At 72.1% G+C, this 26,842-nt stretch carries 25 protein-coding genes; 12 read left to right on the top strand and 13 right to left on the bottom strand.

Annotated features, from left to right (window positions below):
• Positions 1–162: 162 nt before the first annotated feature.
• On the bottom strand, positions 163–441 hold the full coding sequence (locus tag ACXN5W_RS15545) for a DUF3140 domain-containing protein (protein ID WP_473158995.1): 279 nt from the start codon (positions 439–441) through the stop codon (positions 163–165).
• Positions 442–496: 55 nt separating this feature from the next.
• Entirely contained in the window at positions 497–715 is a 219-nt protein-coding gene (locus tag ACXN5W_RS15540; RefSeq protein ID WP_473158991.1) for a hypervirulence associated TUDOR domain-containing protein, read from the bottom strand.
• Positions 716–772: 57 nt separating this feature from the next.
• Between ACXN5W_RS15540 and ACXN5W_RS15535 the strand changes: the two genes are divergently transcribed.
• Positions 773–925 carry a hypothetical protein gene (locus ACXN5W_RS15535; protein WP_473158990.1) on the top strand — a complete coding sequence of 51 codons (153 nt, stop codon included), beginning with the start codon at positions 773–775 and terminating at the stop codon, positions 923–925.
• Positions 926–964: 39 nt separating this feature from the next.
• Here the strand turns inward: ACXN5W_RS15535 and ACXN5W_RS15530 are convergent, their stop codons facing one another.
• Positions 965–1,789, bottom strand: a complete 825-nt coding sequence (locus ACXN5W_RS15530) for a class I SAM-dependent methyltransferase (RefSeq protein WP_473158989.1) — start codon at positions 1,787–1,789, stop codon at positions 965–967.
• A 345-nt stretch (positions 1,790–2,134) separates the two neighbouring features.
• Between ACXN5W_RS15530 and rpsA the strand changes: the two genes are divergently transcribed.
• Both rpsA and coaE read left to right on the top strand, forming a co-directional pair.
• On the top strand, positions 2,135–3,631 hold the full coding sequence (gene rpsA, locus ACXN5W_RS15525; protein ID WP_473158988.1) for a 30S ribosomal protein S1: 1,497 nt from the start codon (positions 2,135–2,137) through the stop codon (positions 3,629–3,631).
• Between the two features lie 167 nt (positions 3,632–3,798).
• Positions 3,799–4,995 (top strand): dephospho-CoA kinase, encoded by a 1,197-nt coding sequence (gene coaE, locus ACXN5W_RS15520; RefSeq protein WP_473158987.1) that lies wholly within the window; start codon positions 3,799–3,801, stop codon positions 4,993–4,995.
• 60 nt (positions 4,996–5,055) lie between these two features.
• Here coaE and ACXN5W_RS15515 read toward each other — a convergent pair whose 3' ends face one another.
• Positions 5,056–7,137 carry a hypothetical protein gene (locus ACXN5W_RS15515; RefSeq protein WP_473158986.1) on the bottom strand — a complete coding sequence of 694 codons (2,082 nt, stop codon included), beginning with the start codon at positions 7,135–7,137 and terminating at the stop codon, positions 5,056–5,058.
• Between the two features lie 477 nt (positions 7,138–7,614).
• Between ACXN5W_RS15515 and uvrB the strand changes: the two genes are divergently transcribed.
• Together uvrB and ACXN5W_RS15505 are read left to right on the top strand one after the other, a co-directional pair.
• Positions 7,615–9,720 carry an excinuclease ABC subunit UvrB gene (uvrB, locus tag ACXN5W_RS15510; RefSeq protein ID WP_473158985.1) on the top strand — a complete coding sequence of 702 codons (2,106 nt, stop codon included), beginning with the start codon at positions 7,615–7,617 and terminating at the stop codon, positions 9,718–9,720.
• A 70-nt stretch (positions 9,721–9,790) separates the two neighbouring features.
• Complete coding sequence (locus ACXN5W_RS15505; protein ID WP_473158994.1) at positions 9,791–10,741, top strand: GNAT family N-acetyltransferase; 951 nt, start codon at positions 9,791–9,793, stop codon at positions 10,739–10,741.
• Between the two features lie 435 nt (positions 10,742–11,176).
• Here ACXN5W_RS15505 and ACXN5W_RS15500 read toward each other — a convergent pair whose 3' ends face one another.
• Positions 11,177–11,470, bottom strand: a complete 294-nt coding sequence (locus ACXN5W_RS15500) for an antibiotic biosynthesis monooxygenase family protein (RefSeq protein ID WP_473158984.1) — start codon at positions 11,468–11,470, stop codon at positions 11,177–11,179.
• Positions 11,471–11,862: 392 nt separating this feature from the next.
• Here ACXN5W_RS15500 and ACXN5W_RS15495 point away from each other — a divergent pair, with 392 nt between their 5' ends.
• Complete coding sequence (locus ACXN5W_RS15495; RefSeq protein ID WP_473158983.1) at positions 11,863–12,858, top strand: TerC family protein; 996 nt, start codon at positions 11,863–11,865, stop codon at positions 12,856–12,858.
• Here the strand turns inward: ACXN5W_RS15495 and ACXN5W_RS15490 are convergent, their stop codons facing one another.
• The 4 genes from ACXN5W_RS15490 to typA form a co-directional block, all read right to left on the bottom strand.
• The gene (locus ACXN5W_RS15490) at positions 12,859–13,776 is read right to left on the bottom strand and encodes a C40 family peptidase (protein ID WP_473158982.1); all 918 of its coding nucleotides are present in this window, start codon (positions 13,774–13,776) and stop codon (positions 12,859–12,861) included.
• An 83-nt stretch (positions 13,777–13,859) separates the two neighbouring features.
• Positions 13,860–14,933 (bottom strand): mandelate racemase/muconate lactonizing enzyme family protein, encoded by a 1,074-nt coding sequence (locus ACXN5W_RS15485; protein ID WP_473158981.1) that lies wholly within the window; start codon positions 14,931–14,933, stop codon positions 13,860–13,862.
• 155 nt (positions 14,934–15,088) lie between these two features.
• Positions 15,089–16,156, bottom strand: coding sequence for a serine hydrolase (locus tag ACXN5W_RS15480; RefSeq protein ID WP_473158980.1), 1,068 nt, complete (start codon positions 16,154–16,156; stop codon positions 15,089–15,091).
• Positions 16,157–16,246: 90 nt separating this feature from the next.
• Complete coding sequence (gene typA, locus ACXN5W_RS15475; RefSeq protein WP_473158979.1) at positions 16,247–18,112, bottom strand: translational GTPase TypA; 1,866 nt, start codon at positions 18,110–18,112, stop codon at positions 16,247–16,249.
• A gap of 122 nt (positions 18,113–18,234) precedes the next feature.
• Between typA and ACXN5W_RS15470 the strand changes: the two genes are divergently transcribed.
• From ACXN5W_RS15470 to ACXN5W_RS15455, 4 genes are all read left to right on the top strand, one after another.
• Entirely contained in the window at positions 18,235–19,662 is a 1,428-nt protein-coding gene (locus ACXN5W_RS15470) for a DedA family protein (RefSeq protein ID WP_473158978.1), read from the top strand.
• A 115-nt stretch (positions 19,663–19,777) separates the two neighbouring features.
• Complete coding sequence (locus ACXN5W_RS15465) at positions 19,778–20,275, top strand: MarR family winged helix-turn-helix transcriptional regulator (protein WP_473158977.1); 498 nt, start codon at positions 19,778–19,780, stop codon at positions 20,273–20,275.
• 279 nt (positions 20,276–20,554) lie between these two features.
• The gene (locus tag ACXN5W_RS15460; protein WP_473158976.1) at positions 20,555–21,502 is read left to right on the top strand and encodes a hypothetical protein; all 948 of its coding nucleotides are present in this window, start codon (positions 20,555–20,557) and stop codon (positions 21,500–21,502) included.
• Positions 21,503–21,506: 4 nt separating this feature from the next.
• Positions 21,507–21,773 carry a hypothetical protein gene (locus tag ACXN5W_RS15455; RefSeq protein ID WP_473158975.1) on the top strand — a complete coding sequence of 89 codons (267 nt, stop codon included), beginning with the start codon at positions 21,507–21,509 and terminating at the stop codon, positions 21,771–21,773.
• A 240-nt stretch (positions 21,774–22,013) separates the two neighbouring features.
• Here the strand turns inward: ACXN5W_RS15455 and ACXN5W_RS15450 are convergent, their stop codons facing one another.
• Positions 22,014–22,655, bottom strand: coding sequence for a hypothetical protein (locus ACXN5W_RS15450; RefSeq protein WP_473158974.1), 642 nt, complete (start codon positions 22,653–22,655; stop codon positions 22,014–22,016).
• A gap of 52 nt (positions 22,656–22,707) precedes the next feature.
• Complete coding sequence (locus tag ACXN5W_RS15445) at positions 22,708–23,349, bottom strand: TetR/AcrR family transcriptional regulator (RefSeq protein WP_473158973.1); 642 nt, start codon at positions 23,347–23,349, stop codon at positions 22,708–22,710.
• Between the two features lie 133 nt (positions 23,350–23,482).
• Here ACXN5W_RS15445 and ACXN5W_RS15440 point away from each other — a divergent pair, with 133 nt between their 5' ends.
• Entirely contained in the window at positions 23,483–23,959 is a 477-nt protein-coding gene (locus ACXN5W_RS15440) for an SRPBCC family protein (RefSeq protein WP_473158972.1), read from the top strand.
• A gap of 36 nt (positions 23,960–23,995) precedes the next feature.
• On the opposite strand, the gene ACXN5W_RS15435 is transcribed toward ACXN5W_RS15440, so the two are convergent.
• Both ACXN5W_RS15435 and ACXN5W_RS15430 read right to left on the bottom strand, forming a co-directional pair.
• Positions 23,996–24,649, bottom strand: a complete 654-nt coding sequence (locus tag ACXN5W_RS15435) for an MBL fold metallo-hydrolase (RefSeq protein ID WP_473158971.1) — start codon at positions 24,647–24,649, stop codon at positions 23,996–23,998.
• Positions 24,650–24,657: 8 nt separating this feature from the next.
• On the bottom strand, positions 24,658–25,425 hold the full coding sequence (locus ACXN5W_RS15430; RefSeq protein ID WP_473158970.1) for a maleylpyruvate isomerase family mycothiol-dependent enzyme: 768 nt from the start codon (positions 25,423–25,425) through the stop codon (positions 24,658–24,660).
• 174 nt (positions 25,426–25,599) lie between these two features.
• On the opposite strand from ACXN5W_RS15430, the gene rsgA reads away from it, so the two are divergent.
• Positions 25,600–26,658, top strand: coding sequence for a ribosome small subunit-dependent GTPase A (gene rsgA / locus ACXN5W_RS15425; RefSeq protein ID WP_473158969.1), 1,059 nt, complete (start codon positions 25,600–25,602; stop codon positions 26,656–26,658).
• Positions 26,659–26,842: the final 184 nt, after the last annotated feature.

The raw sequence follows: 26,842 nt of genomic DNA, 5'->3' as shown, positions 1-26,842 counted from the left end.
CCAAACGCTAGCACCCCCCCCCCCCGCCCCACCCCCCCCCCCACCCCCACCCCCCCCCTGGGGGGGATAATGATGTGAAGGTCTTTTTGGACGTAAAAAGGGCCCGCGACCCGAAGGGCCAACCGGGAGGGGTGGGGGGTGGGGGGTGGGGTGGGGAGGGGGTTACTTGAGGGGGTCGTGGCCCCAGTTCATCAGGGAGTAGCGCCATCTGGTTTCTCGGACGTCGCCGCTGGGGCGTTGCGCCATGTGTCGCCGGACGTATCCGACGACCTTGCGCATGTGCCGGTAGTCGGCGTCGGTCAGCTCGGCCCGCTTGCGGCGCAGCAGGTTGATGATCTTGCGACCGGAGTCGTGGCCCACCGACTCGCCGCCGCCCTTGTGCCAGCCGACGGCCTTGGACTCGTCGGTCTCCAGCCACTTGCCCAGCTCACCGGGCTTCATGTTCACCGCCTCGGTGAACTCCCGGTAGGTGTCCCGGCCCTCGTCCGGGCTGCTGTCACGACTCACGGCGCAGCGCCTCCGGACGGTGCGCGACATCCCGGCCGGAGTCGTCGTTGCGGATCCGGTACTGCGGGTCGTCCGGCGAGGCGTTCACATTCCGGCCCCGGACCCGGGTCCGCTCCGTGATCAGGTCCTGCACCACCCCGTGTCCCCGGCCGCCATGGCTGGCCCAGGAGACGTGGTCACCCCTGCGGAAGCTCTGCTCCTTCGCCATGGCGCCCGGTTACCCGTCCGCCCTGCGGCATAACAGCGGCGAACCGGGACGCGGCGGGTGAAAACGACGAACCCGGGACGCTACGGACGAAGCTCGGCGACCGGCAGTTTCAACTCGAACGGCTCGGTCAGCTCGATGACCTCGCTGCTCTCGGCCACCAGCGCGTACTGCGGCTCGCCGACGGCGTTGAGCTGGTCGCTGAGCCGGTAGGCGTAGACGTGCAGCGGGTCCTGCTCACCCCTGTCCGCGTCAGCCGGCCGGCTTGTCGGCCACGAAGATGGCGGTGCCGGGGAACAGCCGGCCGCGCAGCGGGCTCCACTGGCCCCAGACCTGCTCGTGCCCGGCCGGCCATTCCGGTTCCATCAGGTCGCGCAGGGCGAAACCAGCCCCGACCAGCTCCCGGATCCGGTCGCCCAGGGTGCGGTGCTGCTCCACGTACCGGGGGGTTCCGGTGCCGTCCTGCTCGACGTAGGGGCGGCGGTCGAAGTACGAGTGGACGGCGCGCAGGCCGCCCTCGCCGGGGTCGTCGAGGAAGATCCAGCGCATCGGGTGGGTGACCGAGAAGACCCACCGCCCACCCGGGCGCAGCACCCGGAACACCTCGCGCATCACCGCGGCCGAGTCGGCGACGAACGGGATCGCGCCGAAGGCCGTACAGACCGTGTCGAAGGTCCCGGTGGCGAACGGCAGGGCCAGCGCGTCGGCCTGGACCAGCGGGACGCGTACCCCGGACCGCTCGGCCGCGAGCGCCGCGTGCCGCAGCATGCCCGCGGACAGGTCGGTGGCGACCACCTCGGCGCCCTGGGTCCGCAACCAGCGGGCGCTGGCCGCGGCGCCGCAGCCGAGTTCCAGCACCCGGGCGCCGGCCAGCGGCCCGAGCAGACCCGCCTCGGCCTCCCGCAGCCCCTCGGGGCACCAGACGAAATCCACCTCGCCCAGGAAGGCGCCGTGCTCGGACTGGTAGGCGTCGGCGTCGGCGTCCCACCAACCGCGGTTGGCGTGTCGGGCGTCCGCGTCGGTCACCACCCGGCGGGCTACGCCGGGTTCGTCCCCATCCGGGCCATTGTCGGTCATCGCGGCAGTGTAGGGCCGGGAAGCCCGCCCGGCCGGTCCGGCCCGCCGAGCGTCGAAGATGTCGCGACCGGGCCGTATGTCCTGGTATCTTCGCGGCCCGTGCAAAAGCGGGCTGGATCACGTACCCCCGGCCCTTGCACGCTGTGGTAATGCGCACGGTAAGCTGAGCGGTGCGCTTGCGGATCGTGTGCCTCGGCAGGGAGCAGGTCCGCGGTCGACGGACACGCCCAATGATCACTGACCGGTCATCGTTCGGCGTGCCCGGCGACGGGTCCGTTGGCGCGAACGGGTCACAGCGACACATCCGCCCGCAGTGACATCCATCCGACCGGAGCAACCGCCCACATGACGAGCAGCATCGAGGCCACCTCGAGCGCCAACCGGGTCACCGTCGACGACCTCGGCACGGAAGAAGCCTTCCTCGCGGCCATCGACGAGACCATCAAGTACTTCAACGACGGCGATATTGTCGAAGGCACCGTCGTCAAGGTCGATCGGGACGAGGTCCTGCTCGACATCGGCTACAAGACCGAGGGTGTCATCCCCTCGCGCGAGTTGTCGATCAAGCACGACGTCGATCCCGCCGAGGTGGTGTCCGTCGGTGACCACATCGAGGCCCTCGTCCTCCAGAAGGAGGACAAGGAGGGTCGCCTGATCCTCTCCAAGAAGCGCGCCCAGTACGAGCGCGCCTGGGGAACCATCGAGCGGATCAAGGACGAGGACGGTGTCGTTCGCGGCTCCGTCATCGAGGTGGTCAAGGGTGGCCTCATCCTCGACATCGGGTTGCGCGGCTTCCTGCCCGCCTCCCTGGTCGAGATGCGTCGGGTGCGCGATCTGCAGCCGTACGTCGGCCGCGAACTCGAAGCCAAGATCATCGAGCTGGACAAGAACCGCAACAACGTGGTTCTGTCCCGCCGGGCCTGGCTGGAGCAGACGCAGTCCGAGGTGCGCACCGAGTTCCTCAACAAGCTGCAGAAGGGCCAGGTCCGCAAGGGCGTCGTGTCCTCGATCGTCAACTTCGGCGCGTTCGTCGACCTCGGCGGCGTGGACGGTCTGGTACACGTCTCCGAGCTGTCCTGGAAGCACATCGACCACCCGTCCGAGGTCGTCGAGGTCGGCCAGGAGGTCGAGGTCGAGGTCCTGGACGTCGACCTGGACCGCGAGCGCGTCTCGCTGTCGCTGAAGGCGACCCAGGAGGACCCGTGGCGGCAGTTCGCCCGGACCCACGCGATCCAGCAGATCGTGCCCGGTAAGGTCACCAAGCTGGTGCCGTTCGGCGCGTTCGTCCGGGTCGACGACGGCATCGAGGGTCTGGTGCACATCTCCGAGCTGGCCGAGCGCCACGTGGAGATCCCGGAGCAGGTCGTCCAGGTTGGTTCGGACGTCATGGTCAAGGTCATCGACATCGACCTGGAGCGCCGGCGGATCTCGCTGTCGCTCAAGCAGGCGAACGAGGGCTTCGTGGAGGGCGAGGAGAACTTCGACCCCACCCTCTACGGCATGACCGCCACGTACGACAACGAGGGCAACTACATCTACCCGGAGGGCTTCGACCCGGAGACGGGCGAGTGGCTCGAGGGGTACGACAAGCAGCGCGAGGCCTGGGAGCAGCAGTACGCCGAGGCCCGGCAGCGGTGGGAGGCGCACACCAAGCAGGTGCAGTCCTCCCGGGCCGCGGAGGCCGAGGCGGCGGCGAACCCGACGCCGGCCCCCACCGCCGGTGGCGGTGCCACCTCCAGCAGCACGCCGGCACCGTCGCGTCAGGCCGAGGAGCCGTCCGGCACCCTGGCCACCGACGAGGCGCTGGCCGCGTTGCGGGAGAAGCTCGCCGGCGGTAAGTAACCCCAGCGGGCAACGCGAAAAGGCCCCGCCGGCACGGACCAAGGTTCGTGCCGGCGGGGCCTTCGCCTTGTAAGGAAGGGCACCCTGTTATCGCTTTTCGGATAGCAGGGGCCCCCGGTTAACCAGTGATCTTGCGGGGCCGCAGGGCATCGGGGTTGACTGGACCGGTGCTGAAGGTTGGGTTGACCGGCGGGATCGCATCCGGCAAGAGCGCCGTGGCCGAGCGGCTGGCGACCCACGGCGCGCTGGTGGTCGACTCGGACCTGCTCGCCCGGGAGGTGGTGGCGCCGGGCACCGGCGGGCTCCGGGAGATCGTCCGGACGTTCGGTGACCGGGTGCTCGGGCCCGCCGGTGCCCTCGACCGGCCCGCGCTGGCCGCCGTCGTGTTCGGCGATCCGGAGGCGCGGGCACGGCTCAACGCGATCATCCACCCCCGGGTACGCCAGCGCAGCGCCGAACTGGTCGCCGCGGCCCCGCCCGACGCGGTGGTCGTCAACGACGTACCGCTGCTGGTGGAGGTGGGGCTCGCCCCGACGTACCACCTCGTGGTCGTGGTGACCGCCGAGCGCGCCACCCGGGTGGCGCGGCTGGTGCGGGACCGGGGGATGACCGCGGCCGACGCGGACGCCCGGATCGCGGCCCAGGCCGACGACGCCCGCCGGGCCGCCGCCGCCGATGTCCTGCTGGCCAACGACGGTGACCTCGCGGGTCTGCGCCGCGCGGTGGACGCGCTGTGGCGGGACCGGCTACTGCCGTACGAGCGCAACGTACGCGAGCACCGGGTCGTGCCGCCGCCGGCGTTGCCGGTGGATCCCGACCCGTCCTGGCCCTGGCAGTACGCCCGGCTCGCGGAGCGGATCCGGCACGTGACCGGTCCGGAACGGCGGCTGGACCATGTGGGGCCGACGGCTGTTCCGGGACTGCCCGCCGAGGACGTGCTGGACCTCCAGTTGACCGTGGCCGACCTGGCCGAGGCGGACCGACTCGCCGGACCGCTCGCCGAGGCGGGGTTCCCGGGGCAACCCGGTGACCGGTGGGACAGCGCCCGTGACGGCGGCTCGGATCGCTGGCCGAAGCGGCTGCACGGCAGCGCCGACCCGGGCCGCCCGGCACGCCTGCACGTCCGGGTGGCCGGGTCCCCGGGCTGGCGGTTCGCGCTGCTGGTGCGGGACCACCTACGCGCCGACGCGGCCCGCCGGGACGGCTACGCGGACCTGAGACGCGGCCTGTCGACCGGCACCGCCGATCGCCACCGGTCCGCCGGGGTGGACGGCCGGGGACACGCCACCGGTGAGGAGGCGTGGCTCGACGAGGAACACGCCGAGGCCGAGCGATGGGCCGTGGCCACCGGCTGGCGTCCCTGAGCGCGCGGCGGGGAGTACCGGTGCGGCCCGACGGTACCGGTCAGCGGCCCTGGTGTGCCGTCAGCGGCCGGGCGTCCGGGGCAGGCGCGGGACGGCTTCCGGGATGAGGTCGAGCTGGGCGTAGGCGCCGGAGCTGGTGCGCAGCTCCAGCCGGCGGAGCAGACCGCCGCGGTCCATCCAGTACCGCAGCCGGGCCTGACCGGGTGGTTCGCCGGTCTCGGCCGGTCCGGGGATCTCGAACACCGACACGGGGGACCCGGCCACGCTGTCGGACCGTAGCCACACGGCGGTGGCGCGTACCGCGCCCGGGTCCTCGTCGAGGCGTCGGCCGGTCGCCAGCGCCGTGCCGAGCATCACGTCCAGGTCGAGCCCGCCGAGGTCGTCGGTCCGCTGCCGCCAGGCGGCGAAGGTCCACCCGTCCTCCGGGGGGCGTAGCGGAGGCGCCGTCCAGGCAGCCGGGCCGGCCGAGGCGTCCGTACCGGTGGATCCGATCGCGTCGGGGGTCGGATCTGACGACCCGGCGGATCGGCCGCTGGCACCCGCTGCCGGGCTCGCGGCGCCGGTGTCCGGTCCGGCGGTGCCGCTCTCCGGACCGTTCCGGACCGCCCAGCCGGCGTGCCGGGCCGCCGCGCGGACCACCCGGGTCGCGGCGCCGCCGAGCCGGGCGGCCTCGCTGTCCCGGGCTGCCGCGAGGCCGTGCCGGGTCGCGGCGTCGCCGAGTCGGGCTGGTACGGAGCTACGCCGGGGCCGGGACGGACGAGCCCGGGTGCCGGATCCGGTCCGCCCGGTCCTCGGGCCGTGGCTCGCGGTGGGGCTCGGCGCGGCGCTCGGGTCCGGGACCGGGGTCGTACCGGGACTCGGGCTCGGGCTGGGGCTGGGGGCAGGTACCGGCCCCGCGCTGCCGCTCCGGCCGGGTGGCACGGTGGTTTCCCGGCTGAGTCGGGGGCCCGCCTCGGTGGCGACCGGAAGCGGACCGCTGCGCCGGGCGATCCCGGTCCGGTCGGCCCGGACCAGCGTCGGAGCGGCCCGGCCGTCCAGATCGGTGAGCAGGAGGTACGCCACGGCGCGCCGCCAGTCCAACCAACCGCTGCCCCGCAGGGTGGCGGTTGGCGCGGTGGGCAGGGTGAGGCTGAGTCGAGCGCCACCCCTGCGGCGACCGGTGACGATCATCCGGGCCAGCCGGTCCGCCTCGGCGTCGGTGACCGCCCTGGGCCGCACCGGGGCACCACCCAGGGCGGCGACGGCGTTGATGCTGACCTGCCGCGCCGCCGCCGGGCGATCGACCTCGGCCCGTGCCGCGACGCCGCCGACCAGGGTGGTCTCGAAGCGGTGCAACCGGGCATCGTGGTCGAGCCAGTACCGGACCGGTCCAGATCCATCCGGTTCCACCGGCGACTCGGACGGCGGCGGGCTGGACGACCCGGGACCGGACGACCCCGGACCGGACGACCCCGGACCGGACGACCCCGGACCGGACGACCCCGGATCGAACGACGCCGGGGTGGCGCCGGACGGGCCGGAGCGTGGCGGGGCGGCCGGGCCCTGCAGGACGTCCACCGGCAGCCCGGCGGCTCGATCCGTGCCCAGCCACCTGGCGGGGGCTCCGACCAGCACGTCGGCGGGGCTGGGCTGGTCGGTGGCCAGGCCGAACAGCAGCCAGAGGAAGGCGTCCAGATCACGGTCGCCCGGCGCCAGCGGGCGGGCCCGCCAGCCGTCGCTGGGAGTCCGGGCCGGCGGTGGGCCGGCCGGTAGCGCCGGCTGGCCGAGCGGGACCGGCCGTGCGGCCAGCACTCCCGGTACGGCCTGCAGCAGGCCCCGATCGGGCCCGGCACCGGTGCCGCCGACCGCCAGATAGGCCAGTTGCCGTTGCCAGTCGAGCCACCCGTCCAGCGCGGCGGGACCCGCCGGCCGGGCCAGGGTGGCCCGGATCCGCACGATGCCGTCCCGCTGGTTGGTGACCCACATGGCGGCCAGCCGGCGGCTCTCGGCCACGGTCAGCGGCCGCGCGCCGTGCGGTTCATCCCGCGACGAAGGCACGGTCAGACCGACCGCGAGCCCGGCTCCGGAGGCGACGGCAAGGCAGGTCAGCAGCGCCAGGGTGACCGTCCGGCGCTGGGGCACGGCGGGGGCGCTGGTCCTCACGCCCGTGCAACGTCGGGAGCGGGGGTGAGGTGACGTGTCCGGCGCGGTTCTCCATCGAACAGGCTCGGGGAGTGCTCAGATTCGCGGGTGGACCGGATCCGGATGTGGCGGCGTCGGGCGGGACCGGGTCGGGCCGGACGGGGGTCGGCGTGACCGGGGTCGCGCGGGGCTGGGTGGTCCGGCCTGGTGCGAGGTTCCGGCGCTGGGCCGGGAAGATGAGGGCGCTCGCGACGGCCGGTCAGCGCGTCTCGGCGCGACCGCGCGGGGGCGCACGCCGTACGAAGACGGGGCTGCAACCCTGCGCTCGGGTGTGACGGACACTGTTCGGATCCGTTCGACGACCCGTCGACCGCCGCGAGCGGCCTACCCGGAAACCGTAGCGCGGTGATCTGAAGCACACAATGGCATTATCGATGTCGATCGAGTACCGATCGTCGGCCGCCGAAAGTGTCGGTGGCCGGGCGTACCGTTGTTGACATGGCGCTCGACATTCCGCGGCTGGACGGCCGGTTCCAGGTCATCAGCGAGTTTCAGCCCTCCGGCGACCAGCCGGCGGCCATCGACGAGCTTGAGCGTCGGGTGCGGCGCGGCGACCGGCACACGGTGTTGCTGGGCGCCACCGGCACCGGCAAGAGCGCGACCACCGCCTGGCTCGTCGAGCGACTCCAGCGTCCCACCCTGGTGCTGGCCCCGAACAAGACGCTCTGCGCGCAGCTGGCGAAGGAGTTCGCCGAGCTGCTGCCGAACAACGCGGTCGAATATTTCGTCTCGTACTATGACTATTACCAACCCGAGGCTTATATCCCGCAGACCGACACGTACATCGAGAAGGACTCCTCGATCAACGAGGAGGTGGAACGTCTCCGGCACAAGGCCACGATGTCGCTGCTGACCAGGCGCGACGTGGTGGTGGTGGCCACCGTCTCGGCGATCTACGGCCTGGGCACCCCGGAGGAGTATCTCGACCGGGCGGTGCGGGTGGCGGTCGGCCAGGAGATCGAGCGGGACAAGCTGCTGCGCCGGCTGGTCGACATCCAGTACACCCGCAATGACATGGCCTTCAACCGGGGGACGTTCCGGGTCCGGGGCGACACCCTCGAGATCATCCCGGCCTACGAGGAACTGGCGGTGCGGATCGAGTTCTTCGGCGACGAGGTGGAGAAGCTCTACTACCTGCACCCGTTGACCGGCGAGGTGGTCCGGGAGGCGGACGGCCTGATGATCTTCCCGGCGACCCACTACGCGGCCGGCCCCGAACGGATGGAGCGGGCGATCCAGGGCATCGAGGCCGAGCTGGCCGAGCGGCTGGCCGAGCTGGATCGCCAGGGCAAACTGCTGGAGGCGCAGCGACTGCGGATGCGGACCACCTACGACCTGGAGATGATGCGTCAGGTGGGGTTCTGCTCGGGCATCGAGAACTACTCCATGCACATCGACGGCCGGCTGCCCGGCAGCCCGCCGCACTGCCTGCTCGACTACTTCCCGGACGACTTCCTCACGGTCATCGACGAGTCGCACCAGACGGTTTCGCAGATCGGCGGCATGTACGAGGGCGACGCGTCCCGCAAGCGGATGCTGATCGAGCACGGCTTCCGACTGCCCAGCGCCGCCGACAACCGTCCGCTGCGGTTCGACGAGTTCCTAGACCGGGTCGGACAGCTGGTGTTCCTGTCCGCGACCCCCGGGCCGTGGGAACTGGAGCAGGCCGGCGGCGAGTTCGTCGAGCAGGTCATCCGGCCGACCGGGCTGATCGACCCCGAAGTGGTGGTCAAGCCCACGAAGGGCCAGATCGACGACCTGATGCACGAGATCAGGCTTCGTACCGAGCGCGACGAACGGGTCCTGGTCACCACCCTGACCAAGAAGATGGCCGAGGACCTGTCGGACTACCTGCTCGAGCACGGCATCCGGGTGCGGTACCTGCACTCCGAGGTCGACACCCTGCGCCGGGTCGAGCTGCTGCGCGAGCTGCGCAAGGGCGACTACGACGTGCTGGTCGGCATCAACCTGCTGCGGGAGGGTCTCGACCTGCCCGAGGTGTCGCTGGTGGCGATCCTCGACGCGGACAAGGAGGGGTTCCTGCGCAGCGGTCGGTCGTTGATCCAGACCATCGGTCGGGCCGCCCGGAACGTCTCCGGTCAGGTCCACATGTACGCCGACAAGGTGACGCCGTCGATGGCCGCCGCGATCGACGAGACCAACCGGCGCCGGGCGAAGCAGTTGGCGCACAACGAGGCCAACGGGATCAGCCCGCAGCCGCTGCGGAAGAAGATCCACGACATCCTGGACGACATCTACCGGGAGGCCGAGGACACCGAACGGACCACCGTGGGCGGCGCGGCGCGGCAGCTTTCCCGGGGCAAGGCGCCGGTCAAGGAAACCCGGAGCCGGTCCGGCGCGGCTGCGACGCCGTCCCGGGAGGGGATGGCGCGAGCCGACCTGGCGCAGCTCATCCAGGAGCTGAACGACCAGATGCTGGCCGCCGCCCGGGAGCTGCAGTTCGAGCTGGCCGCCCGGATCCGGGACGAGGTTTCCGAGCTCAAGAAGGAGCTTCGCGGCATGGATGTGGCGGGCGTCAGGTGAGCCGGCCACACCACCGCCGATAACCGCTGGGCCGGTCGGCCTCCCGCCGCTACGCTTCCGTGCCGTGCGGATGGAGTTCGCGGAGCTGGCTGACGTCGATGTCCCCCGGGTGGTCGCGCTGGCGGTCCGATGTCTCGAGGCGGATGGTGGGCTGCCAACGGCGGCCACCGAGGCGTTCCTCCGGGCCCGGTTCGCCGGCCCGCGGGTCCGCGCGTACGGGTTGACGGGCCCGGGCGGTCGCCTGATGGCGGCGGTGGCGACCCGGCCGCAGGAACTGGCCGGGGTGCCCAGGTCGATGGTGTTCGGTCTGGTCGACCCGGCTCATCGGGACCGGGGGATCGGTTCGGCGCTGCTGGACCACGGGCTGACCGTCGCGGACGCCCTGCCCGGTGAGGTGTTGGTGGAGACCGAGTTCCACAGCGCACCAGCGGCCAGGCTGTTCGCGACGCGGGGCCTCGCCGAGGTCTTCGCCGAGGACGTACTCCGGTTCGACCTGGCCGGCACGGCCGTACCGGCGGGTCCGTTGCCGCCGGAGGTGCGGCTGCGACCCTGGTCGGCGGCGACCGCCGAGCGGTTCTTCGCGGTGTACGCCGCGGCGTTCGCCGACCGGCCGGGGTTCCCCGGTTGGTCGGCGGACCGGTGGATCGAGTGGACCGCCGATGACGAGGACTTCCGCCCGGACTGGTCGTTGCTGGCCACCCGGGCGGACGACCCAGCCACCGGCGCGGACCGGGACGACCCGGCCACCAGCGCGGACCGGGACGATATCGGCTTCCTCACCGCGGCCGACGGGTGGATCGTGCAGGTCGGGGTCCCGCCGGTGCACCGGAGCAGGGGGATCGCGACGGCGCTCGTGGCCGAGTCGCTCCGCCGGATGCGGGCGGCCGGCGGCACGGAGGCTTTGCTGACCGTGAACGTGGACAACCCGGCCGGGGCGCTGTACCGGCGGCTCGGTTTCGCCCGGCTGGGCCGCCGGGCCCGCTACGCCGCCGCCTCCGGCGAACAGTGCCGCCGACGGTAGGCGGTGCCACCGCTCATGGCGGCCCCGGTCCATGGCCGGATCGCGGGTGAGCTGCGGACGGCCGCACTGACGAGCAACGATCGCCCCGCCGCCCCGCCGCCCCGCCGCCCCGCCGCCCCGCCGCCCCGCCGCCCCGCCGCCCCGCCGCCCCGATGGCCCATCGGCCCGCCGATCCCCGTTACTCATGGCCACCAGATGGTCTCGTGTTGCCCGGCGGCGTCGGTAGGGTCGCCGGCCAAGAGGCGATCATCATGGGGGTGGGTGGTTGTTCGGGGCGACGTGAGCACGGTCGTTGGTTGACCGGGACGCCGCTGGGTCCGGCGATCCGGCGCTGCCCATCAGTCGACCGGCCACGCCGCCGGCCAAGCCGGCCGGGAACGCGGCCGGGTCAGGCCGGGAACGCGGCCGGCCAAGCGGATCGGGAACGCGGCCGGTTCAGGCCGGGACGTCGGTGAAGTGCTCGACGACGGGCGGGGCCGCGAAGAACGGGCCGATCAGCGACCGCCAGGTGCCGAAGCGGTCGGTGGCCCGGAAGTTATCCTCGTGCGACTGGATCGTGTCCCACTCCACCAGCAGCACGAACCGGGACGGAGACTCGACACCGCGGGTCATCCGGACCGACCGGCACCCCGCTGAGCCGGCGAGTACCGAGTGTCCCTTGGCGTACGCGGCCGCGAACTCGTCCTCGCGGCCCGGCTGAACGTCGATGAGAGCCACTTCCAGCACCATGCCGGAAAGTTTCGCACGGCGGCGACGTCCCGCCGCGCCAGGGGAGCGTGGTCCAGCCTCCTAGGAAGCACTGTTGACGGTGATCGACTGGGCTGATCACTGCCGGTGACCTGGGTCGAGGAAAATATGGACCAGCTCACCCCGGATGCGCAGAGGGCCGTCCATGGGCAAGAATGGGAGGTGGAGGGGAGTATTCCCCAGCGACGGTGTCGTCAGCACGGTCCCGGACCGGAACGTCGGTCGGGCCCGGCACCGTTGGTCGCCGGGCTCGTTGCCAGCGGGCCGGTGGTGGAAGAGACCTCCGACAGTCGCCACCAAGAACGTCGCGATCCGGCACGCGGTTTGTGGTTTGTGCCGATGTCGCGATGGGACGTGCCTGCCGGAGGAATGATTTGAACGTGTCTGCCTGGGTGTGGGCGGTAACCCTTGTCGTCCTGACTGCGGTCCTGATGGTCGACCTGCTGATCATCGGGCGCCGGCCGCATGAGCCGAGCATCCGCGAGTCAACCCTCTGGGTCACGTTCTACGTGTTCATCGCGCTGCTGTTCGGCGGCGGTCTCTGGTTGCTCGGTGGTTCGACCCCGGCGGTCGAGTTCTACACCGGGTGGCTCACCGAGTACAGCCTGTCGGTGGACAACCTCTTCGTCTTCATCATCATCATGGGCCGGTTCGCCGTGCCCCGGCGGTTCCAGCAGAAGGTGCTGCTGATCGGCATCGTCCTCGCGCTGGTGATGCGGGGCGGATTCATCGCCGCCGGCGCCGCCCTGATCTCGCAGTTCTCCTGGGTGTTCTACATCTTCGGAGCGTTCCTCATCTACACCGCCATCAACTTCCTGCGGCAGGGCGAGCCCGACGAGGACGAGTTCCAGGAGAACATCGTGATCCGGTGGAGCCGCCGGGCCCTGCCGCTGAGCCGGGACTTCGCCGGCGGCCATCTGACGGTGCAGGAGAAGGGCCGTCGGCTGTTCACCCCGATGCTGATCGTGATGATCGCGATCGGCACGACCGACCTGATCTTCGCCTTGGACTCGATCCCGGCCATCTTCGGGATCACCCAGGAGCCGTACCTGGTCTTCACCGCGAACGTGTTCGCGCTGATGGGACTGCGCCAGCTCTACTTCCTGCTGGGTGGCCTGCTGGACCGGCTGGTCTACCTGACCTACGGCCTGGCGGCCGTTCTCGGGTTCATCGGGGTCAAGTTGGTGCTGGAGGCGTTGGCCGACAACAACCTGCCGTTCGTCAACGCTGGCCGGCCCGTGGAGTGGGCCCCGCACGTACCGATCTGGCTCTCGCTCTGCGTCATCATCGGCACGCTGACGCTGGCCACGCTGGCCAGCATGATCAAGGCGTCGCGGGACCGCCGGGAACTCGCGGCGGCGAACAACTGATCAGACCCGGTGTACGCCCACCAGGGTGGCGGTCCGGTCGGCCGGTAGCTGCTCCTCGACGACCCGGCGCAGGTTGTAGCAGGCGTGCAACATCCGGCGTACCCCGTCCGCGCCGGCCCGTGCGGTGACGATGCCGATGTGGTGGACCTTGCGACCGGGTCGGGCGAAGAGGTAGAGGTCGCCGGGACGTTCCTCGCCGAGTTCCAACGGCGTGGTGGCCGCCGCCTGGTCGTCGGCGTCCCGGGGCAGTCGGACGCCGAGTCGCCGCCAGGCCAGGTGGACCAGCCCGGAACAGTCGATCCCGTACGTCGACACCCCGCCCCAGACGTACCGGACGTCCCGCAGCCGGGCCGCGACGTCGAGCGCCTCCACCGCGGTCGGCGGGTGGTCCGGTTCGGGCGCCAGGTGGGCGTCGACGGCCCACAGCGGATCGTCCCAGCCCGGCGCGTGGACCGGTCGCCAGCCGTCGTCGACCGGCCCGGCGGGGGACAGCCGGGTACCCAGCATGATTCCCGGCAGCAGTGGCGTCCCGTGCGGCGCTGCGTACAGGGCGGTCGCGGTCGTGTCGACAACCAGCCGGGGCCCGCCGCCCGGCGCGTCGGCCGGGACGAGCTGATCGGCCGGCAGCCAACCGGGGTAGCCGCGCGGGTCAAGCTTGGCGGCCGGTTGTTCGAGCGCCAGCACGTGTACCCAGCCGTCCGGCCGGACCTGCCGGACGAGCACCCGCTCGCCGAGCAGCAGTTGGCTCAGTACACAGTCGCCGACCTGCTGCTCGGGGTCCATCGCGGCGATCCAGCCCGGGATGTCCGTACGGCTGGCCAGCGCCGGGGCGTCGACGGCCCGGACAGCCTCCGGCCGGGTCCACAGGGTGGCGACGGCGACTTTGACGAGGGCCTCCTGGCCCGGCTGAAGGGTCACGATCCGTACCGCCTTCCCTGCGCCTACGGTCGCGACCTTACGAAGGTTCCCGACGCAGATCAACCTTTGGTCGTAAGTGATTTTCACGCGAGCCCGGTGACGCCCAGCCCGGGGGCGTCGGGTAGGACGATCTCGGCCCCCTCGTACCGAATGCCCCCTTCGACCGGCGAACCGGCCAGCCACCACGCGGCGTCGAGGTCGGAGACCGCGCTGGTGCCGTACGCGGCGACCAGGCTGGCGGCTGCACCCAGCCCGACCTGGCTCTCCATCATCGAGCCGACAATGGTACCCATGCCCTGGGCGGTGGCCAGGTCGAGCAGGGTCCGGGCGGTGCCGAGGCCGCCGCACTTGGCCAGCTTCACGTTCACCATGTCGGCCGCTCGCCGACGGATCACCTCGACCAGATCGGGCACGTCGAACACCGCCTCGTCGGCCAGGATCGGGGTGTCCACCCGGTCACTCACCCAGGCCAGGCCCTCGACGTCCCGGCGGGCGACCGGCTGCTCGACCAGTTCGACATCCAGCCCGGCGTCCTCGATGCCACGGATCACCCGGACGGCCTGCCGGGGGGTCCACCCCTGATTGGCGTCCAGCCGGATCCGCACGTCGTGCCCGACCGCGGCCCGGACGGCGCGTACCCGTTCCAGGTCACCGGCGGCGTCCGTACCCACCTTGAGCTTGAGCACCGTGAAGCCGTCGCCGATCCGTCGCCTGGCGGTGGTGGCCAGGTCCGGCGCGTCCCCGGCGGACAGGGTCACGTCCGTGGGTACCCGCCGGGTGGTACCGCCGAGCATCCGAACCAGCGGTACGCCCAACCGGCGCGCGGCGAGGTCGTGCAACGCCGTGTCGACCGCCGCCTTCGTGGCCTCGTTGCCGGCGACGGCGCGGCGCACCTCGGCGCACCGGGCGACCAGATCGTCCGGATCCCGCCCGATCAGCAGCGGCGCGAGCAGGTCGGTCACGCACGCCTCGGCGCCCGCGACCGAGGCGCCGGTCACCTGCCACACCTGCGGCGCCTCACCGAACCCGGACCGCCCGTCGGCGTCGACGATCTCCACCACCAGCGTCTCCACGGTCATGGTGCGGCGCAGCGCCGTCACGAACGGGGTGTGCAGCGGAGCCGAGAGCCGGTGGGTTCGTACGGCGGCGATCGTCATGTACGGCACCCTAGGCCAGCCCCGAGTGAAAGGAAGGGCACCTTGTTATCGCCTTTTGTATAGGAAGGGCCCCTGCTTAACCGCTGGTCAGTCGGGCATGACGGCTGGTCAGGTGGTCAGGTGAGGGCTGGTCAGGTGGTCAGGTGGTCAGGTGGTCAGGTCAGGCTGTGGCGGCTGGCCCAGACCGCGGCGGAGACCTCGGCGATCAGCCGCCGAGCCTCGCTGTCGTCCTTCTCGGGGCCGGTGACTTCCCTCGTCGTGCAGACCGCCACCGCGTACGGGGGAGCGTCGGTGGGGAAGACGACTCCGGCGGCGTGCCGAACCCCCTGTACCCAGCCGTTCTTGAGTGCGACGCGGGTACCGGCGGGCAATCCGGCGGCCAGATCCTCGCGGTGCTCCTGCCGGAACAGCACGTCCAGCATTGCCGCGCAGGTCGCCGGCTCGGCCAGCGACCCGACGGGCCCGGCCAGCGGCGTTGCGGCCCCGTCGTTCGCCAACCCGGCGTCGTCGGTCCCGGTGTTGCGGGTCCGGGCGCCGTCGGTCGGGGCGTCCCGGGTCAGCGCGCCCCGGGTCAGCGCGTCCCGGGTCAGCGCGCCCCGGGCCAGCGAGCCGCCGGCCAGGGCGCCGCCGGCCAGGGCGCTGTCGGGCGGGGCGCTGTCGGTCAGGGGGCCGCCGACGAGTGCGCCGCGAGCCAGGGCGCTCAGCAGGGCGGCCAGGTCGGCGGTGGTGACCAGGTTCGTGATGCCGGCGTCGCGGGCGGCGAAATCCTCGATGCCACGGCCGGTGACGCTGCGCCGGGCGCCGGTCAGGCTCCAGACCTCGGCCACGGCAGGTTGGCCCACGTGCTCGAGTACGACGTTCGTGGCCAGGTTGCTCGATCGGATGATCATCCGGTCGGCGAGCCAGCGCAGTGGTGCGTCGGCGCCGAGCCGGGCCCACACCGCGTCGTCGTTGTCGTAGCTGTGCCGGCACCCGAAGCGCGGCGCGTCGGGCAGCGCCGAGGCGAAGTCGTTGCGTACCGGCACCGGGGTGTCCAGGTCGACCCGTCCGGCGTCGGCGGCCTGGTAGAGCGCGGCCAGCACGGCGACCTTCATGGTGCTGGCCGCGTAGTGGGTGGCGTCGGGCAGCCGGGTGAAGGCAGGTGGTCCGTCCAGCCGGCCGGCGTACACCGAAATCGTGCCCGGTGCGGCGGCGAGTCGCGCGTCGAGATCAGCCCACGTCACGCCCGCGACCGTAACCGATCCCGGGGCCGCGCGGGCCGACTGGCACCGGTGGTCGGTCAGCGAACCGCTGACCGACCACGGGACGACCGGTCAGCCGGCGTGCTTGCGCCGGGCGGTGGCCCGGGCCCGGGCGGTCTGGTCGAGCACCACCTTGCGGATCCGGACCGCGACCGGGGTCACCTCGACGCACTCGTCCTCGCGGCAGAACTCCAGGGCCTGCTCCAGGGACAGCTTGCGGGGCGGGATCACCTTCTCCGTCTCGTCAGCGGTCGAGGAGCGCATGTTGGTGAGCTTCTTCTCCTTGGTGATGTTGACGTCCATGTCGTCGGAGCGGGAGTTCTCGCCGACGATCATGCCCTCGTACACCTCGGTGGTGGGCTCGACGAACAGCGTGCCCCGTTCCTGGAGGTTGAGCATCGCGAACGGGGTGACCACGCCGGCCCGGTCGGCCACCAGCGACCCGTTGTTGCGGGTACGCAGCTCGCCGAACCACGGCTCGTACGACTCGAAGACGTGGTGCAGGATGCCGGTGCCCCGGGTGTCGGTGAGGAACTCGGTGCGGAAGCCGATCAGGCCGCGCGCCGGCACCAGCCACTCCATCCGGATCCAACCGGTGCCGTGGTTGACCAACTGCTCCATCCGGCCCTTGCGGGTGGCCAGCAGCTGGGTGATGGCGCCGAGGTACTCCTCGGGGGCGTCGATGGTCAGCCGCTCGACCGGCTCGCAGACCTTGCCGTCGATCTCCCGGGTGACCACCTGCGGCTTGCCGACGGTCAGCTCGTACGACTCGCGACGCATCTGCTCGACCAGGATGGCCAGGGCCAGCTCGCCCCGGCCCTGCACCTCCCAGGCGTCCGGCCGCTCGGTGGGCAGCACCCGCAGCGACACGTTGCCGACCAGTTCCTTGTCGAGGCGGTCCTTGACCATCCGCGCGGTGACCTTGGCGCCCTTGACCCGGCCGACCAGCGGCGAGGTGTTGGTGCCGATGGTCATCGAGATGGCCGGCTCGTCGACGGTGATCAGGGGCAACTGCTGGGGGTCGTTCACGTCGGCCAGCGTCTCGCCGATCATGATTTCGGGGATGCCGGCGACCGCGATGATGTCACCCGGTCCGGCCTGCTCGGCCGGCTTGCGCTCCAGGCCCTCGGTCATCAGCAGTTCGGAGATGCGGACCTTTTCGGTGGTGCCGTCGATGCGGCACCAGGCGACGGTCTCGCCCTTGCGGATGGTGCCCTGCCGGACCCGGCACAGCGCCAGGCGGCCGAGGAACGGCGAGGCGTCGAGGTTGGTGACGTGCGCCTGCAACGCCGCGCCCTCCTCGTACGCGGGCGCGGGGATCGTCTCCAGCAGGGTGCGGAACAGCGGTTCCAGCGAGGTGCTGTCGGTCGGTACGACGCCGTCGGCCGGCTGCTCCAGCGAGGCGATGCCGTCGCGGGCGCAGGCGTAGACGATCGGGAAGTCGATCTGGGAGTCGTCGGCGTCCAGGTCGAGGAAGAGTTCGTACGTGTCGTCGACCACTTCCTTGATCCGGGCGTCCGGCCGGTCCACCTTGTTGATCACCAGGATGATCGGCAGCCGTGCCCGCAGCGCCTTGCGCAGCACGAACCGGGTCTGCGGGAGCGGTCCCTCGCTGGCGTCGACCAGCAGCACCACGCCGTCGACCATGGTGAGGCCGCGCTCGACCTCGCCGCCGAAGTCGGCGTGCCCCGGGGTGTCGATGATGTTGATGGTGACGGACTCGCCGCCGTCCGGCCGGTAGCTGATCGCGGTGTTCTTGGCCAGGATGGTGATGCCCTTTTCCCGCTCCAGGTCCATCGAGTCCATCACCCGGTCCGCCATCTCGCCGCGGGCGTGGGCCTGTGCGCCCTGTCGCAGCATGGCGTCCACCAGGGTGGTCTTGCCGTGGTCCACGTGCGCGATGATGGCCACGTTACGAAGATCGGAGCGGGTCTGCATGGGGTCCATTCTCGTGGGCTCGGCCGGTCGGGGTGCGCTCGGGGCGTCCGTACCCACGAGCTTTCCTGGATCATGATGGTTTCGGGTTGGCCTGCTGGCCGACATGCCCCGAGGGGACGACGGTGCGCGACCTGTCGACGCTGCTGCAGCAGTTGCCGCCCTGGCTCGTCCACGTCGTCGCCGCGGCGCTGGTGGCCGGCGAGACCGCGGTGATCGTCGGGCTGTTGGTGCCCGCCGAGGCCACCCTGCTGCTCGTCGGCTTCCTAGCATACGCCGGCACCGTGCGGCTCGTCCCCGCCATGATCACGATGATGGCCGCCGCAGTGGTGGGGGACACACTCGGCTTCCGCAGCGGGCGGCGGTACGGACCCGTGCTCCGTACCGGGGCGCTGGGCGCCCGGGTGGGGGAGCGACGGTGGGCCCGGGCCGAGCGGCTGGTCAACCGGTTGGGTGGGCGGGGCGTGCTGGCGGCCCGCTGGCTGGCCTTCGTCCGGACGGTGGTGCCCCGGCTGGCCGGGGCGGCCGGTATGCCGTACCGGAGGTTCGCGGCGTGGAACCTGGCCGGCGTGCTGAGCTGGGTCGGCACCACGGTGCTCGTCGGGTACCTGGCCGGTGAGTCGTTCCACCGGGTGTCCCGGCTGCTCGGCAACGCCACCGGCGCGGTGCTGGCGCTGCTGGCCTGCGTACTCGGGTTGGTCCTGGTGGGTCGGTGGCTGGGCCGTAACCCCGACCCGGTGCGGGCGCTGGCGATCCGGGCCGGCGCGTTGCCGCCGGTGCGCTGGCTGGGCCGGCGGTACGGCGACCTGGTGCGCCGGCTGTCCCGACGGGTCGGTACGGGCTGGGCCCTGGCGGTCAACCTGCTGGTCGGCCTGGGTCTGCTGTTCGGCCTGGGTCTGGCCCTCGGCTGGTTGCTCGGCGCGGTGGTGCGGCACAGCGGCCTCGCTGTGGTCGACGACACCATCTCGGATTGGTTCGCGGCCCGGCGTACGCCCGGCGCGGTCCAGGTGGCGGTAACGGTGCTCGACCTGCTCCGTGGCCCGGTGCTGATCCTGGCTGTGGCGTTGCTCACCCTGCTGCTCGGCCGCCGGGCCGGGCTGCCAACCTTCGGCCTCGGTGCGCTCCGGAGACCCACCGGGACGGGTCCGGGTCCGACGCCGGCGCGCCGGCCGGACCCGGTCGGGCTGCTCGGCACCGCCGGCCCGTTCCTGCCGCTGCTGCTGCTGGCCGTGGTGGCCGAGCTGACCCGACCGGGTCGGGGCTCGGTACCGGGGGCTGGCCCCGGTGCGCTGTTCGCCAGCCAGAACGCGGTGGCCACCGGCAGCCTCTGCACGATGGCCTGGTTGCTGGCCCGGGGGACGCCCTGGCCGGTCGCGGTGGCCGGTTGGACCTGCGCCGCCGTGGGCGCCGCGACCGTCGCCCTGGCCCGGCTCTATCTGGGGTTCGACACCGCCAGTGAGACGGTCACTGCGGTGCTGCTCGGAGCGATGTGGACGGTCTTTCTCATCGCCGCCTGGACCAGCCGGGACCGGGCGTCCATGACCGACAACTGAACCTTCGGTGAACGGCCGCAGTCCTCCGCCGGGCCGCCGGGTATTGTCGCCGGTCGGCCCCCGTCGCGCGGCGGTTCGGTGCCGGGCGAGGAGGGCGACGCGCACGATGGGCGGTATGTACCGGGGCGCGCCCCGACGAGATGTGCTCGCCGCGGAGATCGCCGTCGCCTTGCGTGGTTACGCGATCGACGCCCAGCATGTCGGGCACGACTTCGCCCACCTGCACGGCCTGGGCGCCACCGACCTGCAGGGCCTGGTCGCCGTCTTCGAGGCGGAGTGCCGGGACGACCCGTTGACCCCGGGTCGGCTGGGTGCCGTGCTCAACCTCTCGTCGGGCTCGGTGACCGCGCTGGTGGACCGGCTGGAGCGGGCCGGGCACCTGCGCCGGGACCGGGATCCCGCCGACCGCCGCAAGGTCGTGCTGCGGTACGCCGAGCCCGGCGCCCGGTTGGCCGTGGAGTACGTCGGGCCGTTGGGCCGGCGGACCGACGCGGTGCTGGCCGCGTTCTCCGATGTCGAGCTGGAGACCGTCCGCCGGTTCCTGGCGGCGATGTGCGGGGCTATGCGTACGCACCGTGCCGATCTGCTGCCCGGTGGGGCGCCGACCCGGTGACCGGTACCGGGCCGGCAGGGCGGTACCGGCCACGGGTGACCGGGTGACAGGTGTCCATGTTCGACTGGCGCCATCTGAAATAGCGATTAATCACCCTGAACCGGTCACCGATCCGGGACGCTCCACGCTGGGCGGAGATTAACTGTGCGTTGATGCTGAGCGTCGTGTTTGGATCCGGTGCTGCGGCCGAGGGTGTTACCCGGTGGACCGGGAGTAGCGTCTTGAACAGGGAAAACAACCTTCGTGTCGCGAGGGATGTGTCCTGCTACGGGAGGCGCCATGACCAGCGCACCACCCAATCTGCTTACTGTACGTAATCTATTACTGAAACACCTCGACCTGCATCCGGGCAGTTCGACGGTGGGTTCGGACCTGGACCCGGCCGAGGTGGGGATCGTCGGAGACCCCGCACACCGCGGGGGCTACCACTGCGGCTCCGACCGGATTGTTCCGCAGGATTATTCCGTGGTGGAGTCGCCGCGCGACCTCGCCGGGCTCACGCTTTACGCCTCGGCCCTGGACATCGGGATGTTCACCGTCGACACCGCCAGTGGCCGGAACGACCTGCGCAGCCTCTCCACCTGGTGTGTCACCCAGTGCCAGGCCAACACCCCCGACACCGCGGACATCAGGGAGATCATCTATTCCCCGGACGGGCGGGTGGTCAAGCGGTGGGACCGGTTGGGTCGCCGTACCACCGGCGACGCGTCGCACCTGTCCCACACCCACATCAGCTACTTCCGGGACGCCACAAAGGCGAACCGGGATCTGCGCCCCCTGTTCGTGCGCTACCTGACTGACATCGGTCTGATCACCCCGCCGACGCCTCCGGAGGCCGAGATGCAACAGTCCGACAAACTCCTCTACGACACCGGTTCGAGCAGTCGCACGGTCGGGAACGTCTTCGCGGATCTGGAGAACCTGCGCAACTGGTTCTGGACCCCCGTGGGTGGTACGGGTGTGGTCGGACCGCCCGCGCCCGGCTCGCCCGCCCAACTCCTGCTGGCCATGGCCCAGGCCGCTCCGGCGCTGGCAGCCAAGATCACCGAGCTGGCCGGGCATGACACCACCGACGAACCGGCCATCGTGGCCGGGGTACTCGCCGGGCTGTCCCCCGAGGCGATAGCCGCCGCCATCCCGGCGACCCTCGCCCGCCAGGTGGTGGACGAACTGGCCGCCCGGCTGAGCGCAGCGGGCGGCACCGGTCCGAGCCCGGCCGGGAGATGACCGGATGCGTCCCGTCGAGCGCAAGGTCAAGGCCGCCACCGCGGCCGGCGCCGGCTCCGCCGGCGTGCTCACCCCGTTCACCATCTGGCTGGTGGGCCGCCTGTTCTTCCGCGGCGAACAGGTCCCGCTGGAGGTCATCGGCGTGATCGGGCTGGTCGTCAGCGGCGCCTGCACGTTCGTCGCCGGTTGGTTGGCCCGGCACACCCCCCAGCCGGATGACGAGCTGGCGGGCTGCCGGGACACGCCCGCGCGGCGTCACCACACCCGGTAAAAGTCCCCCACGACCTGGCCGACCCGGCCACCACGAGCGCCGGTCGGGACCACGGGTCCCGGCCGGCGGGGCCTGTGGCAGGTCGCCGGCACAGGTCCCGGACCGGGGCCGCCGGGCCAGGATTCCTGGACCCGGGTGGCGGGCGAGAGTTCCCCGGCCGGGGCCGTCGACGAACCACGGATCGATCCCGCCGGACGCCTCGAACACCTCCGCGCTGGGTGCCGCGCGACGCGGCGGCGCTCAGTCGGAGCCGGCGACCGTCGCGGGCGGCAGGTCCAGCGCGTACGACCGGCCCGACCGGCGGAAGCCCAGCCGGTCGTAGTACGGGGCGACCATGCCGGGCGGGGTCAGCACGCGGCGGAAACCCCGGTCGGTGAACAGCCGGCTGCGTCGGTAGACGAACTCGCCGGGGGTGAAGTCCCGGAACCGGGGCGTCACGTAGTCCAGTTCCACCTGCGCCACCGCGTCCCCGACCGCGCGGACCAGCACGACCCCGACCGTCTCGTCGGCGCGCAGCACCACGAAGGCGGATCGGTCACCGTCGCCGGTTGACCAGGCGAAGTCGGGGTTGAACCGGCGGATGTCGGCGGCGTGCACCCGGAGGGTGTGTGCCAGGAACCCGTCGTCGGTACCCACCTCGACGACCTGGTAGCTGCGCTCGTCGTGCCGGGTGGTGAGCATCCGGACCAGGTACCAGACGTTGATCACGGCGAGGACGACGTTCAGTCCGACCATCGGCCACACGGCCAGCGCCGCGTTGAAGCAGATGAGCACCAGGCAGCCGATCAGGTTGAGCGCCCGCAGCCGCAGGATCCGGGTCTGTAGCAGCGACCAGACCAGCAGCGCGGAGCCGGTCCAACCGATCAAGTCCAGCCAGTTCATCCGGTGCAGGGTAGTCGTACCGGCGCTGACCAGGAGAAACGCCCCTCCGGGGTCAGGTCGTCGGCTCGCCCCGGATCGAGTCACCGTGGGCGCCGGTGGTGTTCCCGGTGACCTGCGGGCCGTACGGCATGATCCGCAGATACAGCTCGACGGCGTCGTCCAGACCGGCCTGGTCGCCGGTGGTCACCAGATCCAGCAGCAGCCCCCGGGCCACCGCGAGGCCGAACCGGGCCTGGGCCCGGGCCTGCCGCTCGGGTACGCCGAGACCGCGTAGCCGCTCCACGGCCGGGCGCAGCCAGTCCTCGACGATGCCGTCGAGCAGCGGAGCGGCGTAGGGACGACCCTGCAACGCCTGCCCGTACACCTCGAAGAACAGCCGGACGTGCGGCCAGAGCGCGGGATCGCGCAACCGCAGCCACAGCTGTCGGGCCACCTCCACCGGGGTACTGGCCGGGTCGGATTCCAGGGCCAGCAGGGCGGCCCGCTGCTGTTCCTCGACGGCCCGTACGACCGCGACCAGCAGTCCCTCCTTGGAGCCGAAGTGATAGATCAGCATCCGGTGGCTGGTGCCCAGCGCCGTCGCGAGCTGACGCAGGCTCAGGTCGCTGATGCCCTGCTCGGCCAGGTGGGCGATGGCGGCGTCCAGCAACCGCTGGCGGGCGCTGCCGGACGCCGGTTGCCCGGTCTCATCCATGTACCGTACGGTACATGTACCACCTGGTTCATTCGACGCGAGGCCATCGACGGCGCGGTCCGCCCGACGGCGCGGTCGCCAACGACGCCGGTCCGCCAACGACGCGGTCCGCCCGAGGACAGCGAGGGATTCCATGCGATACCTGGCCGAGGTGACCATCGACGCACCCGCCGAGGAGGTCTGGCGGGTACTGGCCGACGTGCGGCGGTGGCCGGACTGGACTCCCACGATGCGCCGGGTGGAACTGCTCGGCGACGGGCCGCTGGGGGTCGGCAGCCGGGCCCGGGTCGAGCAGCCCCGGCTACGCCCGGCGATCTGGACGGTGTCCGATTACCAGCCCGGACGATCGTTCGGGTGGACCACGAAGAGCCCCGGCCTGCGGGCCCTCGGCGACCACGTGGTGCTCCCGGGGCCGGACGGCACCCGGGTGGAACTGGTCGCCGAACTGACCGGGCCGCTCGAACCGCTGACCCGGTTGATCTACGGCCGCCTCTTCCAGCGGTACGTCGAGACCGAGGGCGCCTCGCTCAAACGGATCTGCGAGTCCCGTACCCAGGCCGGCCCGGACCGGGGAGCGGGGCGGACGCGCCCGGCTGAACCCCCGGCCTGACCCTCTCCGGCCTGAACCTCTCCGGTCGATGCGCGGCTACCAGCCGCGAGCCCGCCAGGCGGGCAGTTCGGGCCGCTCGGCGCCCAGCGTGGTGTCCCGGCCGTGGCCCGGGTAGACCCAGGTCTCGTCGGGCAGCCGATCGAACAGCTTGTGCTCCACGTCGTCGATCAGACTGGCGAACGCCGCCGCGTCCTGCCGGGTGTTCCCGACACCGCCGGGAAACAACGAGTCGCCGGTGAACAGGTGCGGGTGCCCGTTAGGGTCGCGGTACAGCAGCGCGACCGAACCCGGGGTGTGCCCGACGAGGTGGATCACCTCCAGGGACTGGTCACCGACCCGTACCGTCTCGCCGTCGCTCACCGTCTCGACCGGGATGGGCAGGCCCTCGGCGTCGTCCAGGTGGACCACGGCGCGCGCGCCGGTCGCGGCCACGACCTCCTCCAACGCCACCCAGTGGTCCATGTGCCGGTGCGTGGTGACCACGGTGGCCAGCCCGGCCTCGCCGGCCAGTTCGAGCAGCCGGGGCGCCTCGTTGGCCGCGTCGATCAGCAGCTGCTCGCCGGTGGACCGGCAGCGCAGCAGGTAGGCATTGTTGTCCATGGGTCCCACCGACACCTTGGTGATGGTGAGTTCCGCCAGGTCACGGACGTCGGCCGGGCCGCCGGTGCTGACGTCTCCGGTGTAGGTCATCGGTATCTCTAGATCCATTCGGGTGGGGTCGGTAGTGCTCCGTCGGGAGTCACCGTAAGCCCCGTCCCGTCGCTCCGCCCGATCAGCCACGCGGCGATCCCGGACAACGGTCCGGAGATCACCGGCGCCCCCTCCGGCTCGCCCACCGTGAGCTCGGGTCCGTCGCCGGACGGGTCGGACCGGTGCTCGTCGGTACCGGAACCCGGCTGCGCCCCGGAGATGGGCCGCAACACCAGCGCCGGTCCGCCCGGCCGGTGGTGCAGTCCGCTGAGCACCTCGTGCAGCAGCCGGTGCGCGAACGCCGGGGACCAGTCGGCCGGTACGTACCCGGCGTCGAGATCCACGTGGTGGACCTCGATCTCGCGCAGTCGGCTCCAGGCCAGCGACGCGGCCGGTTGCGGACCGCGCCGCCCGGCGACCTCGGCGGACCAGGCCTGCGGCGGCATCGCCTCGCACGCCTCGGCGAACCGGGCCGCCGTGGCCCGCAGGTCGGCCGCCAGGTCCGCGGGGGAGCGGTCCGCGCCGGCGTCGATGTCCGCCGCCCGGGCCTCGTCATCGCGGTACGCCGGCACATGTTCACCGGTACGGGCGGAGGTCAGCATGTTGACGTGCGCGTCGGCGCTGCGGGCCAGGTGGGTCAGCACGTGCCCCCGAGACCAACCGGGCAGCAGCGAGGGACCGCGTACCGCGGCCAGGTCCAGGCTGTCGGCGGTCCGGAGCAGGCGTTCGGTGGCCTGCTCCACCGCGGGGAGGAGAACCAGCGGATCAACGGTCACGCCTGGAGACCCTAGCCGGTCCGGTCCACCCGGCCGCACCGGAATTCCCTTTCGGCAATCCTGGCTCGGGCCTACCGTCGGTGCCGACGCGTCACCCGGGTCGCGGAGGGAGGTGGGGATGTGCCGGTCGTCGTACGCGCTGAGGACCCCGTTTCCCGATCGCTGAGGACTGACATGAACCTCGACCTGTCCGCGCTGGGCTGGAGCCCGGCGCTCGCCGAACAAGCCGCCCGGTACGGTCCGGCCCTGCGCCCGGGCCGGGTCGTCCGGGCCGACCGTGGCGTGGTCACGGTGCTGTGCGCCGACGGGCCCGTCCGGGCCAGCCTGGCCGGCGCGGTGCTCACCGCCGCCGCGCACGATCCCGCCGAACTGCCCTGCGCCGGTGACTGGGTGCTGGTCCGCACCTGGCCCGACGACCGGATCACCGCGGAGAAGGTGCTCCCCCGCCGCACGGTGGTGATCCGCCGGACCGCCGGTAAGGACTCCACCGGTCAGGTGCTGGCGGCCAACCTCGACACCGTGGCCGTGGTGGAGCCGGTGCATCCGGAGCCGGACATCGGCCGGATCGAGCGGCTGCTGGCGCTGGCCTGGGAGTCCGGTGCGCAACCGCTGGTGGTGCTCACCAAGTGCGACCTGGCGGCCGACCCGGATCTGGTGGCGGAGCAGGTCGCCGAGGTCGCGCCGAAGCTGCCCGTGCTGCCGGTCAGCGCACACCGGCCCGGTGGGCTGGACGCGCTGCGCCCGTACGTGCGGCCCGGCCGCACGCTCGGCCTGCTCGGTCCGTCCGGCGCCGGTAAGTCCTCCGTGGTCAACGGGCTGGTCGGCAGCACGGCGATGGCCACCCAGGCGATCCGTCGGGTCGACGGGAAGGGCCGGCACACCACCACGTACCGGGCGTTGATCCCGGTCCCCGGCGGTGGCGCGATCCTGGACACCCCCGGCATCCGGGCCGTCGGCCTCCAGGCCGCGGCCGACGGACTGGACCGGACCTTCGCCGAGATCGCCGAGCTGGTCGCGGCGTGCCGGTTCGGCGACTGCCGGCACGCCGCGGAGCCCGGGTGCGCGGTACGGGCCGCGTTGGACGCCGGTGACCTGCCGCCGCGCCGGTGGGAGAGCTGGCAGCGGTTGCAGCGCGAGGTGACGGTGGAAACGGACCGCCGGGACGCCCGGCTGGCCACCCAACGCAACGCCTGGCGCCGCCAACACCGCACCCGCCGCCCCGCCCGCCCCTGACCCACCCCTCCCCCTCCCCCTCCCCCCTCGCCCCGCCCGCCCTCGCCCCCCCGCCGGGTTGATCATGAAGTTAGCGGTGCCGTCGCTCGGCGTGTCGCACCGCTAACTTCATGATCAACGGGGACGGGGACGGGAGGGGGCGGCGGGGACGGGGCGGGAGGGGAGGAGGGGGGAGGCGGGGGGA

This window comes from Plantactinospora sp. A48, assembly GCF_055793945.1.
Note: the sequence above shows the minus strand (reverse complement) of the source record. Positions and strands in the feature narration are given on the sequence as shown.